A 16,743-nucleotide genomic window follows, 5' to 3' on the forward strand; every position below is an offset into this window, starting at 1 on the left:
GCTAAGTTGTTATCTTTACATCTATTATAAAGCTACTAAGTAATTAGTGCATTAGTCATATATTTAGCATGTACTTCTTCCTGGGCGGCGTCAACGAAGCGCCGCAGTGGAACTATCTGATGGTCATGGCCATTTGGGTGGCGCTGCCTGTCATTCTTCTGTTCTTCGCCGCTCAGCGCTACTTTATTGAAGGGATCACCTTTACGGGAATGAAGGAATAGTTGGGATACACGAAGCAACCTACTTTATGTAACGGCAAAGCAAAAAGTGCTAACCTTGCAGACCAACATTAATATAGTCGTAATTAGGCAAAAATTAATCAGGAACCAATGTGTGTAAAAATTTCGTATGATTCAATAACTCTTTAACCAAAACAATCTGAATGACCGGGTACTTTCGACCATTGGCGCTTTCATAAATCCCGAATTTTGCGGCTTCTTCAACCATATTCCTTGTAGGACGACCCAATGTTAGGAGCAGCCCTAATGTAGCACGTTCTTTCTGCAAAACCCCGTATAATTCGCGGATATCCTTGACACTTACCTTGCCACTTTTTACTTGAGTGACACATTTTTTAAACTTGTTTCCATCTTGAAAATAATGAAAACCGTCTACACCGCCATCCGCACCTTTCTTCATCTCTGTTATTATGCCTAAAAGATGAAGCGCCCAGAGCTGAAACTGATAACGATCTCGGCAAGCAAGATCAATTGCACCGTCAATATCGTAAGGCTCACCGGTAATCTCATTAGGACTCAAAAGCATTCCGAATTCCTTTTGAAGTCTTTCTTTAATAGTGGCAATCGCTATGTGGGTGATATCGATTCCGATCCATTTCCGTCCCAAGCGTTCAGCGGCTACAATCGAAGTACCGCAACCGCAAAAAGGATCCAATACTACATCCCCTGGATTTGATGTTGAGTTGATGATTCTTTCCAAAAGAGCAGTCGGTTTCTGTGTTGGATAACCGACTCTCTCTTTTGCTTGTGAATTAATAGGTGGTATATCATCCCAAAGGCATTGTAATGCAGCTCCTCCTTTATTTTCGTCTAAGTAACGTTTGAGACGTATACCACCTTTTCTTGTGTAATGTAGTCGTCCTTCTTCATCAAGCATCCTCATCCTTTCTTTGGGCACCCTCCAAAGGTTGAAAACACCTTTGTACTCATACTCATAACCACCACCCAATAAACCTTTTGCCGACAGATTATCATCCATCCACCGACGACCATCCTGATCCACGCCTTTGAATCTTGATAAATATTTTTCACTGTGAGGTTTGTATTGTTTGTTCCAAATCCACGTTTTTCCTTTGGAATAAAACAAAATAGTATCAATATTATTACCGAATCTCTTAGCGTCGTTATGAGCTCCGGTCCTCTTCCATATGATTTCATTCTGATAATTGTTTGGTGAAAATACAGCATCCATCAGAAGTTTCAGATAGTGGCTCGATATAGGATCGCAATGGAGAAAAATTGTTCCCCTCTCTTGTAACACCCTCTTCAATTCAATGAGGCGAGGCGCCATCATCGTAAGATAAGCCATCATGTTGCTGGTACCTAGTAAATCGCGCATCGCAACCAAAAAACTTGATGTACTACCGTGCCCCGACCGAACCGTTTGAATATATTGATCCTCTACTTCCGGCCCCCAAAACCATGTATCTTCAAACGCCATTAATTGTGCTTCTGACTTTTTGCCGTCTGAAGTGAAAATTTGGTTATAATTCCTGTTGCTATTGAAAGGTGGATCTAAATAAATTAGGTCCACCGAATTGGCTTCGATATGTTCTCGTAGTACTTTTAGATTATCCCCATAAAATAGCTTGTTTTTGTCCATTTTGTCATACCCCCAACCTTGTACCCGAGATTGATACAAGGTATGGTCGTTAGTGATTGTCCTATTCCCTTAATCCCCCTATGCTGCCATTAGGCGTTATATCGTAAATCGGAAATAACCCTTCCAGAATTCGGAAGGATTAAGCTGTCGTCCCGGACCTGGGACCAAACGTATCTGGACCTGATCACCTTATAAAAAAGGGCAACCAGAATTTATCTCCGGTTGCCTTCTTCGTATAATAATTTAAAAACTTTTTGGCTTTATATCGCTCAGAACAAAATTTTATTAGTCACCAATAGGTTAATGTTTTGTATGAGAGGCGTCGATGAACCCTAAGCTTACTCCACAGTCACGCTCTTCGCCAAGTTACGCGGCTTATCCACGTCGTGGCCCAGCGCCAGCGATGCATAGTAGGAGAGCAGCTGCAGCGGAACGACGGACAGAGCAGGTGTGAGCAGCGTAAGGGTGCGCGGAATGGCGAACTGGTGGTCGACGGACTTGGCCGCCTCCGCTTCGTGTCCTTCGTTGATGATACCCAGTACATGTGCGCCGCGCGCCTTCACTTCCTTGATGTTGCTCAGCGTCTTCTCGTACAGCTCCTCTTGCGTCATCAGCGCGATCACTGGGATGCCATCCTCGATGAGCGCCAACGTGCCGTGCTTCAACTCACCGGCAGCATAAGCCTCGGAGTGGATATACGAAATTTCCTTCAGCTTCAGCGAGCCTTCCAGCGCAACGGCATAATCGAGCCCGCGTCCGATGAAGAACAAGTTGCTGTGTTTGGAGATCTCTTCGGCAACTGCTTTTACCGTCTCGGCTTGTGCCAAAATTTTCTCCACTTGCTCCGGCAGCGACTGCATCGCGGCCAGGATATGAGCGACTTCATCCGCGGTTTTGGTGCCGAGCGTTTGCGCCCAGTACAAACCGAACAAATAGAAGGCGATCAACTGCGACGTATAAGCTTTCGTCGAGGCTACCGCAATTTCCGGTCCGGCGAGCGTGATAATGACGTCATCCGCTTCGCGCGCAACCGAGCTGCCGACAACATTGGTGATCGCCAGCACGCGTGCTCCGCAGCGCTGTGCTTCACGTAGTGCCGCCAGCGTATCGGCCGTCTCACCAGATTGGCTGACGACGATCACGAGCGTATCCGGCGTGATGATCGGGGAGCGATACCGGTATTCCGACGCCACATCCGTCTCGACCGGAATGCGAGCGAGTTGCTCGATAATAGTCTTGCCTACGAGTCCGGCGTGCATGGCGGTGCCGCAAGCGACGATGTGCACCCGGTTAATACCGCGCAAAATTTCCGGAGTCATGTTCAACTCAGGGAGCACGACCGACCGGCCGTCTTCGCTAATGCGCCCGCGCATCGTATCGCGGTAAGCCTTCGGCTGCTCATAAATCTCCTTGAGCATGAAATGATCAAAGCCGGCTTTCTCCGCCGTGATCAAATCCCAATCTACGTGGAACACGTCTTTGGCGATGAAGTTGCCTTCAATCGTCATCAGTTCGACGGCGTCCCGCGTCAGCACGGCCATCTCACCGTCATTCAAAATGTAAATGTCCCGCGTATGCTCCAAAATTGCCGGGATGTCGGAAGCGATGAACTTCTCCCCGTCGCCGATTCCGATAATCAGCGGGCTCGCGTAACGTACCGCCACCAACCGCTCTGGTTCGTACTCAGTCAGCACCGCCAGAGCAAACGCTCCACGCATTTTGCCTACCGCACGTTGAACGGCTTTCACAATATCGCCGTCATATTCGACTGCCACCAGGTGGGAAATCACTTCCGTATCCGTCTCGGACACAAAACGGTGGCCTTGTTGAAGAAGCTCTTCTTTCAGTTCTAAATAGTTCTCGATGATGCCGTTATGAACAACGGAAAACTTGTGCGACTCATCCGCATGCGGATGCGAGTTGGCATCCGAAGGTTTGCCGTGCGTTGCCCAGCGGGTGTGGCCGATGCCGACCGTTCCGCGCAGAGGTTCGTCCGACAAACGTCCCTCCAGATTGGCCAAGCGTCCCACCGTCTTCGTAATTTCCAAGCCTTGTTCCGTGAAAACCGCAATGCCGGCCGAGTCGTATCCACGGTACTCCAGCTTTTTAAGTCCTTCCAGCAAAATAGGCTGCGATTCCCGATTCCCAATATACCCTACGATTCCACACATGATCCAATAGACCTCCGCTTCGGTTTCTCGTCCGTCCGAGTCGCCGAAACCAAGCCTGCCACAGCGTCACAATCCATATTGAAAGAGAGGATGTGTCCGCCTGCCGCCGATTCCGGCCATCGGACATCCTGTGATTTTAGTAAATAATAAAGCATCGTATCGGAATATTGGCCGCCCGGTCGCCCGCTGCGTTTTGTCTTCCGATTTGTCGGCTCCGATGATGAGCCGGGAGGTCCCCGCCGAACGTTCCGAACGCCTCCACCTCGTCAACTTGCCGATTTTCCGTCCTTCGACAAGTTCTGGCGCTTATAATGCATTTTTTACGGTCTGCCCTGCCTTTCCGTTCTAAAATACATCCTCCATCATATTCGTTTTACACAGGTTTGGCAACCTCAAAAACATATTACCCAGGAAATGACACGTTCTCCGCTGGTTCGACACTCTCTTCCGGCTGCATAGATCTGTTCGGCCTGGTTCAGCCTAATCGGGTGAGGATCATGCCGAGGAGGTACATGTATGGCGGAACGATCGATATTGGCCTATTTTAATACACCGGATGAAGCCCAAAAGGCGCTCGAGCAGCTTAAAAAATTGAAATTGGCGGATTCGTCCATCGATCGGTTTGACGGGATGCCCGGAGACGGATTGGATGTGGTCACGAATCCGCTCACGGGGGAGTTCCGCAGGCTGGGCAATCTTACCATGCACGGCGACTTCAAGGACCAGGATGTCGGGATTCTGGTGGCCGCCAACGTCAGTGCGAGCGGAATGAGCTCCAACGGTCCCGAAAATGTCGTCACCGGCCGCGACATCCTGCTGACCGCCGTGGTGGATGAAGCCGACTACGAGAAAGCATTGGATATTGTGAAGAAAGCGGGCGCTTTATAATGAAAAAAGCCGTGGCCGGGTATGATTCCCGGCCACGGCTTGCCTTGTTTACGCGAGTTCTTTACGAATAATATCGGCGACCGCCTCGACATGGCGTTCGATTTCCTCCAGATCCGGCCCTTCGGCCATTACGCGGATGAGCGCTTCCGTACCCGACGGCCGCACCAGAATGCGTCCGTTTTCTCCGAGCGCATCTTGAGCTTGTGCGACAGCCGACTGAATGGCCTGATTTCCCGGGAATAAAGATTTGTCGGCAACCCGCACATTGACGAGCGTTTGCGGGAATTTGCGCATGATCTGCTTCAGCTCGCTCAGGGGCTTACCGGAAGCCACGAGTGTATCGACCAGCTGAAGCCCGGTGAGAATGCCGTCACCCGTCGTATTATAGTCCAAGAAAATGACATGCCCGGACTGTTCGCCGCCCAAGTTGTATCCGCCCCGAACCATCTCTTCCATCACATAACGGTCGCCGACAGCCGTCTGGGCCGTCCGCAATCCGCGCGCTTTCGACGCCTGGAAGAAACCGATATTGGCCATCACCGTAGTGACCACCGTATCCTCCTTCAGCTTACCTGCCCTCTTCATCGCGTCCCCGCAAATGCACAGCACATAATCGCCGTCGGTCTCTTCTCCGTTGTCGTCAATGGCAATGAGCCGGTCGGCGTCGCCGTCGAAAGCGAGACCGAGCGAAGCGCCGTGCTCCTTCACCTTGGAGGCCAGCAGCTCCGGATGTGTCGAACCGACGCCGTCATTAATATTTAAGCCGTTCGGCTCCGCGCCGTAAGCGATGACTTCCGCCCCGAGCTCGCGGAAGATCCGAGGAGCCAGTTCATATGCTGCGCCATGTGCGCAGTCCAAAACGATTTTCAAGCCGTCGAACCGATGGCTTACCGTAGTCTTCAAGAAATCCAAGTACCGGTTTTTCGCTTCGTAATCGGTGCTTACGCTTCCGATCGCCCCTCCGGTCGGCCTTGGCAGTGTATCCTCTTCCGCGTCCATCAAGCGCTCGATTTCCGCTTCAGTCTCGTCGAGCAGCTTAAACCCGTCGCCCCCGAAGAATTTGATCCCGTTATCCTCCACCGGATTGTGCGAAGCGGAAATCATTACGCCTGCGTCCGCTTTTAGCGTTCTCGTCAAGTATGCCACTGCCGGCGTCGTCACAACGCCCAGGCGGATAACATCCGCGCCGATCGACAGCAGACCGGCCACCAGCGCGCTTTCCAGCATGGCGCCGGAAATACGCGTGTCCATGCCGATGACCACCTTCGGACGCTGCGAACGTCCTGCAAGCACAACGCCGCCGCAGCGACCGATCCGATAAGCAAGCTCCGGCGTCAGCTCACGATTAGCTACACCGCGCACCCCGTCTGTACCGAAATATTTACCCATCCGTTATTCAACTGCCCTTCATTCTTTACTACCCAACGAATCAGTTGGACTGTTCGACTCTGCACCGCCGGAGTCCGGAGAACCGGCAGAAGCCGGAGATGCCGGAGCGGCCGTAATTTCCACGGTAATCGTCTTTGTCCCGCCGGACTGCTCGATGAAACGCGGCATGTTCACGACCAGAGGAAGCGTATGTGTACCCGGTCCTTTGCCGCTGAAATCGGCGATCACTTGTACATCCCCTGGCTCGAGCCGGTTCAGCAGAGCGGGTGCTCCTTTGAGCGTGATATCTGCTTTGCCTGTTTCCGGATTCGTGATTTTCGCCGTCAGCCCGCTCCCCAGCCCTTTCCAGCCGATCGGTAGGCCCTCCAGCGTACGGGTTTGAGACAGCACCACTTCCACATTCACAACCGCTTGAGCGGGTGAAATTTCAATGACCGGTTCCGTAGTGAGCAGCGGCAATGTGATTTTACCCGATTTGCTTAATTGGCCAAGCTGTACGTCCGCCTCGACGAAATCGATCTTGTCGAGGGCTTCCTTCGCGGCGTACACCGTAACTTGCTCCATATCCGGTTTAAAGGTAGCGATGCTGAGGCCCGCCGGCATCTCGCCCAGCATACGGAACCGGACAGGAACCATTTTGAAAGGACTTGTAATCGGCACCTCGACTTCGACAACCGCAGGATCGATCGAGGCCTCTTGGATGACGCGGCCTTGCGCATCATAGGCAGCCAGCTTCACCGCTTTGCTCTTGATCGCTTCCGTCGTACCTTTGAGCGGAATGACTGCGCCTACGGACTCCACCTTGGCCAGCGTATTCTTCGGCAAGGTTACATGTACCCGATTCGTGGGTCTCACAATCGGCGTACCGGCGATGAATCCATCCGCCGCAGTGCCTTCCGTCCTGATGGCGACCTCGAATTCCTTCGTCTGGAGCGATTCTATCGTAACACGAACGGAACCGGGATTCATCTCCACCACCTGTACACCACTCGGAGAAGAGTCCACCCTGAGCGACAGTGTATGCGTACCTTCTCCCAAGCCGCGCAGATCGACCAGCAGCCGATAGTCGTTGGACTTCCGGGCCGCCATCAGATCGCTGCGGCTTCCTTTGGCCAGCAAATTCACCGTGCCCGGCTCAATCGAGACCAGCTTATAGCTGCGTTCGTCGAGTCCGACCGGCTCTACCTTTACATTGTTAATCGTTTTGGTTTCCGTCAATGACGCGACATTATTCGGCGAGTTGCCGGGATCGAAATGAACGACGGCCCACATGATGATGCCGATCGTCAAGGCCATGATCTTGATCGCGGTCGGGTGATTCAACCATTTATCCACGGCCGTCACCCTCTTTCCGTTTCCACCGCACCCAGTTCCATTTGGACTGTTTGCTGCCGAGTTTTCGGAATTGCGGACGAAGTTCATCGAACAGCTTGGAGATCAGCGATTCTTCCTTGATATCCCTTACGATCTGGCCGTTCAAAGAGAGGGAGACCTGTCCCGTTTCTTCCGATACAATGACGGAGATCGCGTCGCTTACCTCGGTGACGCCGATACCCGCCCGATGCCTCGTGCCGAGTTCTTTGCTGATGAACGGGTTTTCCGACAGCGGCAAATAACAGCCCGCAGCCATCAGCTGGTTCCCCCGAATAATGACGGCGCCGTCGTGCAGCGGAGTGTTCGGGATGAACACGTTAATCAGCAGCTCGGAGCTGAGCGACGACGCCAGCTTGATGCCCGACTCGATGTAGTCCACCAAGCCTGTACCCCGTTCAAACACGATTAATGCCCCGATTTTTCTGCGGGATAAATAATTAACGGATTTAATGACTTCATTAATCCGGTGGTGTACGTCTTCGTCCTCAGCGGAGACACGAGTGAACAGCTTGCCGCGGCCGAGCTGCTCGAGCGCCCGTCTGAGCTCCGGCTGAAAAATGATCAGCACGGTCATGAGCCCAAAGGTGAACACTTGGTTCATGAGCCATTTTAACGTATATAAATTAAGCCAGGTGCTTAAAGCCCATGTGATGACCAGCAGAAAGATGCCCTTCAGCAGCTGGACCGCGCGGGTGCCCCGGATGAGCAGAATCAACCGATAGATCAAATAGCTCACGATCAGGATGTCTGCGATATCTTTAATGGATGTTTGCCATGTAAGGCCGGATATATAATCCAAGACGCGACCCCCCGTCCCGGCGCTTAATGGTGTCCGGCGAAAACTGTCGGATTAAGTTTATCATTCATCTTGAACCATTTCTCTACTCCCAAGCAAAATTCCTCTGATCGCGGTAAAAAACCTCCCTTAGACCCAGGGAGGTCCAAATCGCCGTTTGACCAAAAGCACTCAGGAACCGTAAGCGATCGTACCGAACCAGGAAGTGACCTTGTACCAAACCCAATCGACCGCGCGGTCGATCGTCTTCACGTGGCCGGCAATATGAGCGGTCGATGCCAGGGTGACCTGACCGTCGATCACCGTCAAATTGCCTTTTACGTCTCCCAGCACCATCGCGGTACCGTTGGCCACCGTCAAATCTCCCGATACTTCCTTGCCCGCAGGTACGGTGACCGTATGCCCTTCGATCACCACGTCGTCCAGATCGGGACCAGCCACCGATAATTGCCGGTCTTGATTCCACATAGCCACGAAGCTGGTAAGCATCACAATCAGGAAAAATGCAGCTGCGGATGCGGCAGGATGACGGCGAACCCAGCCCGTCCAGGCGGCAGGCCGGCGTTTGCCGGGAAGCGACTGCAATATACGATCTTCCAGACCGGCCGGGGCTTCTGCAGCCGGTACCGCCAGCAGCAACGCTTCCGTCCGTTCCAGTTGTTCGAAGCGCGTCCGACATTCCGGGCAAGCGCTCAAATGCTCTCTTAGACTAAGCGCCGTTTCGCGCGGCAAATCCCCGTCCAAGTAATCATGCATCGATGCGACGGCGACATTGCACTTCATATCTGCCATCCCTTTCTTCTTTAAGGCGCTTAAGCTGCGCCACACGAATTGCTCCTATACCATACGTTGCGTTTCGGCCGCGGTTTCATCCTGAGCGCGGTTTCGGCTACAATTTGTGCTCCAGCTTTTTCCTCAAAAATTCGCGGCCCCGGTGAACCCTCGTTTTTACCGTTGTCACCGGCATATCCAACACGTCGGAAATTTCCTGGAGAGAAAGTTCCTTCATGTACCTGAGCACCATCACCGACTTATATTTGACCGGCAGAGTCTCCATTGCCTCGCGAATAAGCCTCTGGGTCTCGGACAGCAGCAGTTCGCTTTCCGGAGTCCGATCATCGCTCGGAAGCATGGAATAACCGTCGAGCCCTTCATGACCGGAGGATTCGGCGTCGAGAGAGTACGTGCTGCGTCTTTTTCTGAGCCGGTCGATACAAAGATTCGTGGCGATGCGATAAATCCAGGTAGAAAATTTTTGGTTCTCGTCGTAACGCTCCAGGTTTTTGTGAACCCGAAGGAATGTGTCCTGCACCACATCTTCCGCTTCCTGCCGGTTGCCGGTCATTCTGTAAGCCAAATGATACAGCTTGTCTTTATAGAGACCGACGATTTCCGCGAACGCCCGTTGATCGCCTTTCCGGGCGAGCTTTGCGAGCCGCGTGTCCAGTGGATTCAACGTGTTTTCCTCACCTTTCCGGCCGATCCTCGGGAGATGAATCCTGTCGCCGCTCGGCTGCCAAGATACCCGCTAAAATCAACAAGATGCCCGCTCCTTGCCACCAAGACAACGGCTCACCAAGCAGCACGGCAGCCGCAAGAACCGCCACCGGCAGCTCCAAGGAGCCGAGGAGCGCAGAGAGTCCGGCTCCTATGCGGGGAATACCGGAGTTGAAACAAATGGTGGGCACCACCGTTCCCAATATGCCGAGCAGCACACCCCATACGTAAATCGGAACGCTTCCGGACCCGGCGAATGACCCGGCCCCCTGAATCGCTGTGATAAACACGATGGACGCCGTCGCCATAATGGCCGATTTGGCGATGGGTTCAAGCGTTTGCGGCAAATAACTGCTCAGGAAAAAGAACAGTCCGTAAGTAACGGCGGAGAGCAAGCCGTAAATGATACCCCAACCGTCCAATCGGCCGGGATCGCGCTCCAGCAGCCCTGCGGCAAACAAAGTGCCCGCAAAAATAAGCGCGACGGCCAGCCATTGCCGCCCGGCCGGCCAGCGTCTCAAACGCAGACTTTCTAGCAAAATGGTAATCCAGGCATATTGAAAAAGCAAGACGATGGAGAGCGACGCATCCAATCTGGACAACGTCTGATTGTAGAACACCGTGGTCAGGGACAGACCGCAGATTCCTGTAATTACGAGCTTCAACAGCGTGACGGGTTGGATCTTCAATCCCTGCAGGCTTCCTTTGAAGGCGAATATAAGCCACAGAAGTAAGGTGCCCGATAAGACTTGCAGGTAGGTTATGCTTTTGACGTTCCAGCCGTCCGCCTCGGCCATTTTGAAGACCGGAGACAACAATCCGTAACTGGTGGCTCCGATCAGGACGAGCAGCACCGCTCCAAGATGTTGACGTTTGATCATTTCCGACTCGATTCTCCTATGTGAAAGGCCCGGGGCTGAACCCGGGCCTTTCGTTATCCGTTAAATGATTTAGCCGGCTCGTCGTCCGGCAAGGGTTCACACCGCCCGGTCAGCCTGTATTCCGAAGGCCCGCGGCGATCCCGTTAATGGTGAGGAGCACCTCGCGAAGCAGCTCGGCATCGTCTCCGCCTGCGTCGCGCTGAGCCCGAAGTTCACTGAGCAGCTGCACCTGCAAATAGCTGAGAGGATCGACGTACGGATTGCGCAGCCGGATCGATTCTTGAATGACCGGCGTATTGTCGAGAATATCCTCCTGGCCCGTAATCTCCAGTATCAAACGCTGCGTGCGGGAATATTCTTCTTCAATTTGCGTGAAAATACGCGTTCGAATCGTATCATCCTTGATCATGCCCGCGTATTCCCGAGCGATCAACAGATCCGCCTTGGCCAGCGCCATCTGAAGGTTGTCGATTAGAGAACGGAAGAACGAGTACTCGCGATACATCGTGCGCAGCGTCTCCAGGCGCGCCTTATCGCCGTCCACATAAGCTTCGAAAGCCGTGCCCGCCGCATACCAAGCCGGCAGCAAGTAGCGGCTTTGCGTCCAGGAGAACACCCACGGAATGGCCCGCAAATCCTCGAATCTCTCGCTGTTTTTACGCTTGGACGGCCGTGAGCCGATATTCAGTTCGCCGATCTCCGGCAGCGGCGTTGACTCTTTAAAGAACGTTAGGAAGCCGGGATCGCGGAATATCAAATCCTGATATTTGGTCTGCGCCGTCTGGGAAATGCCTCGCATGATCTCTTCCCATTGGCTCTCGGTCTTCTCCCGCGCATCCGAATGACGCGACAGGTAAGCGCCGGTGAGCAGCGCGCTCGTCGCCTGTTCCAAGCTGCGGTAGGCGATTCCCTTCATCGAATACCGTGACGACAAAACCTCTCCCTGCTCCGTGATTTTAATGCCGCCGCCGATCGTAGACGGCGGTTGTGCCAGAATGCTGCGGTTGAGCGGCATTCCTCCGCGGCCGAGTGCGCCTCCGCGGCCATGGAAGAACTTCAGCCGCACGCCGTATTCCTTGGCAGTACGCGTCAATTCCTTCAGCGCAATGCGGAGCTCCCAGTTCGCGGTCACCATGCCGCCGTCCTTGTTGCTGTCGGAATAGCCGAGCATGATCTCGTGCAGGTTGCCCATCGCGGATACGCACTCCCGGTACACGGGCAGCTCGAACAGGGTTCGCATGATGGCCGGCGCAGCATGCAAGTCGTCGATCGTCTCGAACAGCGGAGCGGCCTGGAGGGTGCTGATGATTTTACCGTCTTTACCGCGGCGGAACAATCCGGCTTCCTTGGCGAAAACCATGACTTCCAAAAGGTCGCTGGCTCCGCGCGTCATACTGATCAGGTAAGTCCGGATACAGTGAACGCCGAATTCCGCCTGTGCCCGATGGATCGTCCGGAAGACGTCCAAGCATTCTTTAGAGGATTCGCTCAGTTCCGCCGTCTCATTCAGCAGCGGGCGCGGATCGGCAAGCAGTTTATGCAACAATTCGATTTTCTCCGTCTCGCCCAGCGCCGCGTAGTGATCGGAGACGCCCGCTTTGGCCAGCACTTCAGCCATGGCGTTCTCATGCTCCTGGCTGTGCTGGCGAACGTCGAGAGAGGCCAAATGGAAGCCGAACAGCTCCACTTGACGGATCAGTTTTTTAAGCAAAGTGTCGGCCACATAGTCGGCATAATGATGACGCAAGCTGCGGTCAATCAACTGCAAATCGGAGATGAGCTCTTCGGCGCGATGATATCGCTGAGTCGTTCCTTTCAGCTGATCTTCCCGCATATTTGAAAGCTTTTGCAGCATATACGTCAGCTTCACCCGGTAAGGTTCCTTCTCGTTGGTCCACGGCTCTACGGAGCGCAGTTCGACATCGCCGCGATCCTCCTGAATGGACCGGATCAGCTCGTCGGTAACCTCCACGATCGTGGTGCTGAAGCTCATTTGCTTCATCATGGAGCGGATAATTTGCATATATTTATAAATCGCAAGATTCCGCTGCATGTGGAGTGTCTTCCATGTAATTTCGGAAGTGACGGAAGGATTGCCGTCGCGGTCTCCCCCGATCCAAGAACCGAAACGCAAATAACTCGGCACATGCCATTCCTGATCGGGGAACGATTTGGCCAGACAACGTTCCAATTCCTCATACACTTCCGGAATCACGTCGAACAACGTCTCGTTAAAGAAAAACATCCCGTTGCGCACTTCATCGAGTACGGTAGGCTTGCGGTCCCGGAGCTCGTCCGTCTGCCATAAAGTCAGCACTTCATTCCGCAGCTGCTCCCGGAGTTTTTCACGTTCCCGGTACGTCAGCGTCGGATTGTCCAGCTCCATCATTTGATTGGCAATGCGCTTATGAATGTCGAGAACCGCACGACGGGTCGCTTCCGTCGGGTGTGCGGTCATGACGAGCTCAAGCGATATTTCGCCCAGCATGTCCCGGATTTCTTCCACCGGCAAGTTCTTTCCTTTTAAATCCTGCACGACGCTCTCGATCGAGCCCGGTTGAACCTCTTCGCCCGCGGAACGCTCGTAATCGCGTTTACGACGGATCCGGTGGTTTTGCTCTGCAATGTTCACCAATTGAAAATAGATGGCGAACGCCCGAATCACCTGATGCCGGATTTCCGGCTGCAATGTTCGGATGGTGTTTACGAATTCATGGTAAAGTTCCGGCACGAACTCCGCGCGCAGCGCCTTGCTCATTTCCCGGATTTTCTCCACGTGATCCAACAGCTCCCGCCCGCCCTGATGGACAAGCACTTCTCCGAGAATGGTTCCCAAAAAGCGGACATCACGACGTAGGAGATGGTTGGACGAAGATCGTCCTGTTGCGGTCACTTCCGTCACTGCTCTTCACCTCAATTACGACTGCGGTTGTCGGTCAGTCGTGAATCTTTGAATGATATTTCTTTCATAACCGATTACCCTTCTAGCTATCATACTACAATGAGATTTGAAAATCTCCATCCGATTTTATGGCGAATGTTGTTGATTTGCGTAATTGGGGTAATGATTGGTACCAGTACTTCTGTAGACGGGAGGTAGCGATCATGAAACGCAGGCAGCGTTCTTTGCGCCGGTACTTGGCCCTGCTCGTCATTGCGGCCTCGCTGAAGAAAGACAGCGAAATCGCCTAATAGACAAAAAGGATGAAAAGGCTTGCGCTGCAAGCCTTTTTGCATGTCGCAGTCACTGGACACCGCCGATAATGCCCTGTAAGACTGAGGGACAGGCTTATGGCTCCTCGGCTGCCGGTCAACCGTAATAATATAAAAAACTCCTTGCTGGGCAAGGAGTCTCGGGTTTAAGTAACTGGAGCGGGTGATGGGAATCGAACCCACGCTATCAGCTTGGAAGGCTGAAGTTCTACCATTGAACTACACCCGCGTATTAAACTAGTGGTCGGGACGACACGATTCGAACATGCGACCCCCTGGTCCCAAACCAGGTGCTCTACCAAGCTGAGCTACGTCCCGTTAATCATGAAGTATTGCTGCTACGAAAATGGCGCGCCCTGAGAGATTCGAACTCCCGGCCTTTTGATTCGTAGTCAAACGCTCTATCCAGCTGAGCTAAGGGCGCAAATTATGGAGCGGAAAACGGGATTCGAACCCGCGACCTTCTCGTTGGCAACGAGATGCTCTACCACTGAGCTATTTCCGCATGCTGCTGTTATTCTGGCTTGCTTAACCCTTTATCTCAAGCGCGACAATTAATAATATAACAAAGATCTAGAGGAAAAGCAACTGGTTTTTTGTGGTATGCGGATCTGTATGCTACGGGGCGGTTTAACCGCCCCGCCTCGTCTCAATTCGCTGCCGTATCGTTCCAGAGTCGCTTCACGTTATCGAGTCCTACACGAGCGCCCCAGCGGCAGTCTTCGGCTCCTTCGAACTCCAAAGACACATAGCCGTCGTAACCGGACTCCCTGATCAGTCGCAGGATTTGCCTCATGTCCAGGTCTCCTTGTCCTGCCACAGCTCCGCGTAAATAAGTGCCGTTGGAGGAACGGAACCATCCTTCACCCGGATTGAGATAGGAAGGACGAATGTAAAAATCTTTGATATGCACCATAGAAGCGTATGGCAGGTTGTTCTTGACGCCTACGACCGAACTTTCATCCACACAAATAAAATTACCGATGTCGAGCGTCGTGCGGAAGTTCGAACGATCCACCGCATGAATGAGAGCCTGTACCCGATCGCTGGCTTGAATAAAGAACCCGTGGTTCTCCACGCTGGTCGTAATGCCGTATCCGGCTGCGTGGTCGGCTATCCGCCGGCATGCTTCCGCCAAACGAGGCAATTCCTCCAGAAAATGACGAATAGACAGGTCGGAAGAGGAAGCGACATCGTGCCTCATGCGCTTTACACCTAAAGCATGGGCAACATCAACCTCTTTTATAACCCGTGCGATTTCTGCCTCATACTCGGCTTCACCAAGTTCGGCGAAGTTCGCACCGATCGCATAATTCGAAATCTCGATGCCCGCGCGTGAAGCCCTTTCCCGGATTTGTTCCACCAAACGGGGGTTGTCATGAAGAGTGAAATTGAGCGGAACGATTTCCACGTGCTCTCCGCCGATTTGAGCAATGTAATCGATGACATCGAGGATGGTCATCTCATTGTTCACCATGGCGTTGTGAAGGCTGTACGAGCTCACTCCGAATTTCATAACCGGCTCCCTCCCAAGGGCTCAAAATAGAAAAAAATCCTTTGAACGGCTGTCCAAAGGCTTCTTCTATGTAGTTGGTGCGCGTGGAGGGACTTGAACCCCCACGGTTGCCCGCCAGATCCTAAGTCTGGTGCGTCTGCCAATTCCGCCACACGCGCATAAGGCTGGCAATAAAAAAGTTGGTGAGCCATGAAGGACTCGAACCTTCGACACCCTGATTAAAAGTCAGGTGCTCTACCAACTGAGCTAATGGCTCGCGGGAATGGCTGGGGATCTAGGATTCGAACCTAGGAGTGACGGAGTCAAAGTCCGTTGCCTTACCGCTTGGCTAATCCCCAATGAGGAAGGGATCGAAATAAGTATGAATGAAAATGGTGGAGGCTGAGGGGATCGAACCCCCGACCCTCTGCTTGTAAGGCAGATGCTCTCCCAGCTGAGCTAAGCCTCCATGAATAACTTCCCTGAGCCGTTTGGGGCCCCCGAAAAGTAATCGGAATATGCTGCAACGCTTTGCGTCACTTTTTGGGGAAGTATTGGTGACCCGTAGGGGATTCGAACCCCTGTTACCTCCGTGAAAGGGAGGTGTCTTAACCCCTTGACCAACGGGCCGCACATATGTAAGTGTAAGTGGAGCTCCCAACCGGGATCGAACCGGTGACCTCATCCTTACCATGGATGCACTCTACCTACTGAGCTATGGGAGCATGAGGCCCTGAAGTCAGGTCCTGGTTAGTAAAGCTTATCCAGCCTGGCGGCGTCCTACTCTCCCAGGACCCTGCGGTCCAAGTACCATCGGCGCTGGAGGGCTTAACGGTCGTGTTCGGGATGGGTACGCGTGGAACCCCTCCGCCATCACTACCAGACCGGATAACACAGCGAGAAACATCATATCATGTTCTCACTCAGAAAGATAGCGGTAATTTTTACCGTTATCCCGCAAGGCTTGCGCCTTGAAAACCGGATGCGAAACGAAACATCTATGCTGAAACATCATCGATACCTGTGTGCTTATTAGGATAAGCCCTCGACCGATTAGTACTCGTCAGCTGCACGCGTTGCCGCGCTTCCACCCCGAGCCTATCAACCTGGTGTTCTTCCAGGGGTCTTACTAAATTGGGAAATCTCATCTTGAGGCGGGCTTCGCGCTTAGATGCTTTCAGCGCTTATCCCTCCCGC

General features: G+C 53.0%; 13 protein-coding genes, 10 tRNA genes and 2 rRNA genes. 2 read left to right on the forward strand and 23 right to left on the reverse strand.

Annotation, left to right across the window (positions count from 1 at the left end; all coding sequences use genetic code 11):
• The first annotated feature begins 68 nt into the window (after positions 1–68).
• The gene (locus E5161_RS08785) at positions 69–221 is read left to right on the forward strand and encodes a hypothetical protein (RefSeq protein WP_246042150.1); all 153 of its coding nucleotides are present in this window, start codon (positions 69–71) and stop codon (positions 219–221) included.
• A gap of 94 nt (positions 222–315) precedes the next feature.
• Here E5161_RS08785 and E5161_RS08790 read toward each other — a convergent pair whose 3' ends face one another.
• Entirely contained in the window at positions 316–1,842 is a 1,527-nt protein-coding gene (locus E5161_RS08790; protein ID WP_136777338.1) for a DNA methyltransferase, read from the reverse strand.
• A 338-nt stretch (positions 1,843–2,180) separates the two neighbouring features.
• Positions 2,181–4,013 (reverse strand): glutamine--fructose-6-phosphate transaminase (isomerizing), encoded by a 1,833-nt coding sequence (gene glmS, locus E5161_RS08795; protein WP_136777339.1) that lies wholly within the window; start codon positions 4,011–4,013, stop codon positions 2,181–2,183.
• A 516-nt stretch (positions 4,014–4,529) separates the two neighbouring features.
• Between glmS and E5161_RS08800 the strand changes: the two genes are divergently transcribed.
• A complete protein-coding gene (locus E5161_RS08800; protein ID WP_136777340.1) occupies positions 4,530–4,901 on the forward strand; it encodes a hypothetical protein in 372 nt (123 codons plus the stop codon).
• Between the two features lie 48 nt (positions 4,902–4,949).
• On the opposite strand, the gene glmM is transcribed toward E5161_RS08800, so the two are convergent.
• The 21 genes from glmM to E5161_RS08900 all read right to left on the reverse strand — a co-directional run.
• Positions 4,950–6,290: a phosphoglucosamine mutase gene (gene glmM / locus E5161_RS08805; protein ID WP_136777341.1), complete on the reverse strand. Its 1,341-nt coding sequence runs from the start codon at positions 6,288–6,290 to the stop codon at positions 4,950–4,952.
• Between the two features lie 18 nt (positions 6,291–6,308).
• Positions 6,309–7,625, reverse strand: a complete 1,317-nt coding sequence (locus E5161_RS08810) for a CdaR family protein (protein WP_169306641.1) — start codon at positions 7,623–7,625, stop codon at positions 6,309–6,311.
• Positions 7,618–8,463, reverse strand: coding sequence for a diadenylate cyclase CdaA (cdaA, locus tag E5161_RS08815; RefSeq protein ID WP_136777343.1), 846 nt, complete (start codon positions 8,461–8,463; stop codon positions 7,618–7,620). Before cdaA ends, E5161_RS08810 begins: the two co-directional genes overlap by 8 nt.
• A gap of 168 nt (positions 8,464–8,631) precedes the next feature.
• Positions 8,632–9,243, reverse strand: a complete 612-nt coding sequence (locus E5161_RS08820) for a zf-HC2 domain-containing protein (RefSeq protein WP_136777344.1) — start codon at positions 9,241–9,243, stop codon at positions 8,632–8,634.
• Between the two features lie 106 nt (positions 9,244–9,349).
• Positions 9,350–9,916, reverse strand: coding sequence for an RNA polymerase sigma factor SigW (gene sigW / locus E5161_RS08825; RefSeq protein ID WP_136777345.1), 567 nt, complete (start codon positions 9,914–9,916; stop codon positions 9,350–9,352).
• Between the two features lie 10 nt (positions 9,917–9,926).
• Positions 9,927–10,838 (reverse strand): EamA family transporter, encoded by a 912-nt coding sequence (locus E5161_RS08830; protein WP_136777346.1) that lies wholly within the window; start codon positions 10,836–10,838, stop codon positions 9,927–9,929.
• 109 nt (positions 10,839–10,947) lie between these two features.
• Positions 10,948–13,740, reverse strand: a complete 2,793-nt coding sequence (gene ppc, locus E5161_RS08835; RefSeq protein WP_136777347.1) for a phosphoenolpyruvate carboxylase — start codon at positions 13,738–13,740, stop codon at positions 10,948–10,950.
• Positions 13,741–13,829: 89 nt separating this feature from the next.
• Complete coding sequence (locus tag E5161_RS20955; RefSeq protein ID WP_211246714.1) at positions 13,830–14,075, reverse strand: hypothetical protein; 246 nt, start codon at positions 14,073–14,075, stop codon at positions 13,830–13,832.
• A 131-nt stretch (positions 14,076–14,206) separates the two neighbouring features.
• Positions 14,207–14,280 (reverse strand) — tRNA-Gly (locus E5161_RS08840).
• Between the two features lie 12 nt (positions 14,281–14,292).
• Positions 14,293–14,369, reverse strand: a tRNA-Pro gene (locus tag E5161_RS08845).
• A 29-nt stretch (positions 14,370–14,398) separates the two neighbouring features.
• Positions 14,399–14,475: transfer RNA gene (locus E5161_RS08850), tRNA-Arg, on the reverse strand.
• A gap of 6 nt (positions 14,476–14,481) precedes the next feature.
• Positions 14,482–14,556: transfer RNA gene (locus tag E5161_RS08855), tRNA-Gly, on the reverse strand.
• 144 nt (positions 14,557–14,700) lie between these two features.
• Positions 14,701–15,567, reverse strand: a complete 867-nt coding sequence (locus tag E5161_RS08860; protein WP_136777348.1) for a sugar phosphate isomerase/epimerase family protein — start codon at positions 15,565–15,567, stop codon at positions 14,701–14,703.
• Positions 15,568–15,642: 75 nt separating this feature from the next.
• Positions 15,643–15,725, reverse strand: a tRNA-Leu gene (locus tag E5161_RS08865).
• Positions 15,726–15,747: 22 nt separating this feature from the next.
• A tRNA-Lys gene (locus E5161_RS08870) sits at positions 15,748–15,823 on the reverse strand.
• A 7-nt stretch (positions 15,824–15,830) separates the two neighbouring features.
• Positions 15,831–15,905 (reverse strand) — tRNA-Gln (locus tag E5161_RS08875).
• Between the two features lie 34 nt (positions 15,906–15,939).
• Positions 15,940–16,015 (reverse strand) — tRNA-Val (locus E5161_RS08880).
• A gap of 86 nt (positions 16,016–16,101) precedes the next feature.
• Positions 16,102–16,176 (reverse strand) — tRNA-Glu (locus E5161_RS08885).
• A 19-nt stretch (positions 16,177–16,195) separates the two neighbouring features.
• A tRNA-Thr gene (locus E5161_RS08890) sits at positions 16,196–16,271 on the reverse strand.
• 42 nt (positions 16,272–16,313) lie between these two features.
• Positions 16,314–16,430 (reverse strand): 5S ribosomal RNA (gene rrf, locus E5161_RS08895).
• 149 nt (positions 16,431–16,579) lie between these two features.
• A 23S ribosomal RNA gene (locus E5161_RS08900) occupies positions 16,580–16,743 on the reverse strand; the annotation flags it as partial.

The organism is Cohnella pontilimi, assembly GCF_005049045.1.
Lineage (GTDB): Bacteria > Bacillota > Bacilli > Paenibacillales > Paenibacillaceae > Cohnella > Cohnella pontilimi.

What these genes read in the sequence shown, in the direction of transcription:
- E5161_RS08785 (WP_246042150.1), top strand. Translation starts at nt 69, where the DNA reads ATGTACTTCTTCCTGGGCGGCGTCAACGAAGCGCCGCAGTGGAACTAT.
- glmS (WP_136777339.1), bottom strand. Translation starts at nt 4,013, where the DNA reads ATGTGTGGAATCGTAGGGTATATTGGGAATCGGGAATCGCAGCCTATT.
- E5161_RS08830 (WP_136777346.1), bottom strand. Translation starts at nt 10,838, where the DNA reads ATGATCAAACGTCAACATCTTGGAGCGGTGCTGCTCGTCCTGATCGGA.
- E5161_RS20955 (WP_211246714.1), bottom strand. Translation starts at nt 14,075, where the DNA reads ATGCAAAAAGGCTTGCAGCGCAAGCCTTTTCATCCTTTTTGTCTATTA.
- E5161_RS08820 (WP_136777344.1), bottom strand. Translation starts at nt 9,243, where the DNA reads ATGAAGTGCAATGTCGCCGTCGCATCGATGCATGATTACTTGGACGGG.
- glmM (WP_136777341.1), bottom strand. Translation starts at nt 6,290, where the DNA reads ATGGGTAAATATTTCGGTACAGACGGGGTGCGCGGTGTAGCTAATCGT.
- E5161_RS08860 (WP_136777348.1), bottom strand. Translation starts at nt 15,567, where the DNA reads ATGAAATTCGGAGTGAGCTCGTACAGCCTTCACAACGCCATGGTGAAC.
- E5161_RS08800 (WP_136777340.1), top strand. Translation starts at nt 4,530, where the DNA reads ATGGCGGAACGATCGATATTGGCCTATTTTAATACACCGGATGAAGCC.
- E5161_RS08790 (WP_136777338.1), bottom strand. Translation starts at nt 1,842, where the DNA reads ATGGACAAAAACAAGCTATTTTATGGGGATAATCTAAAAGTACTACGA.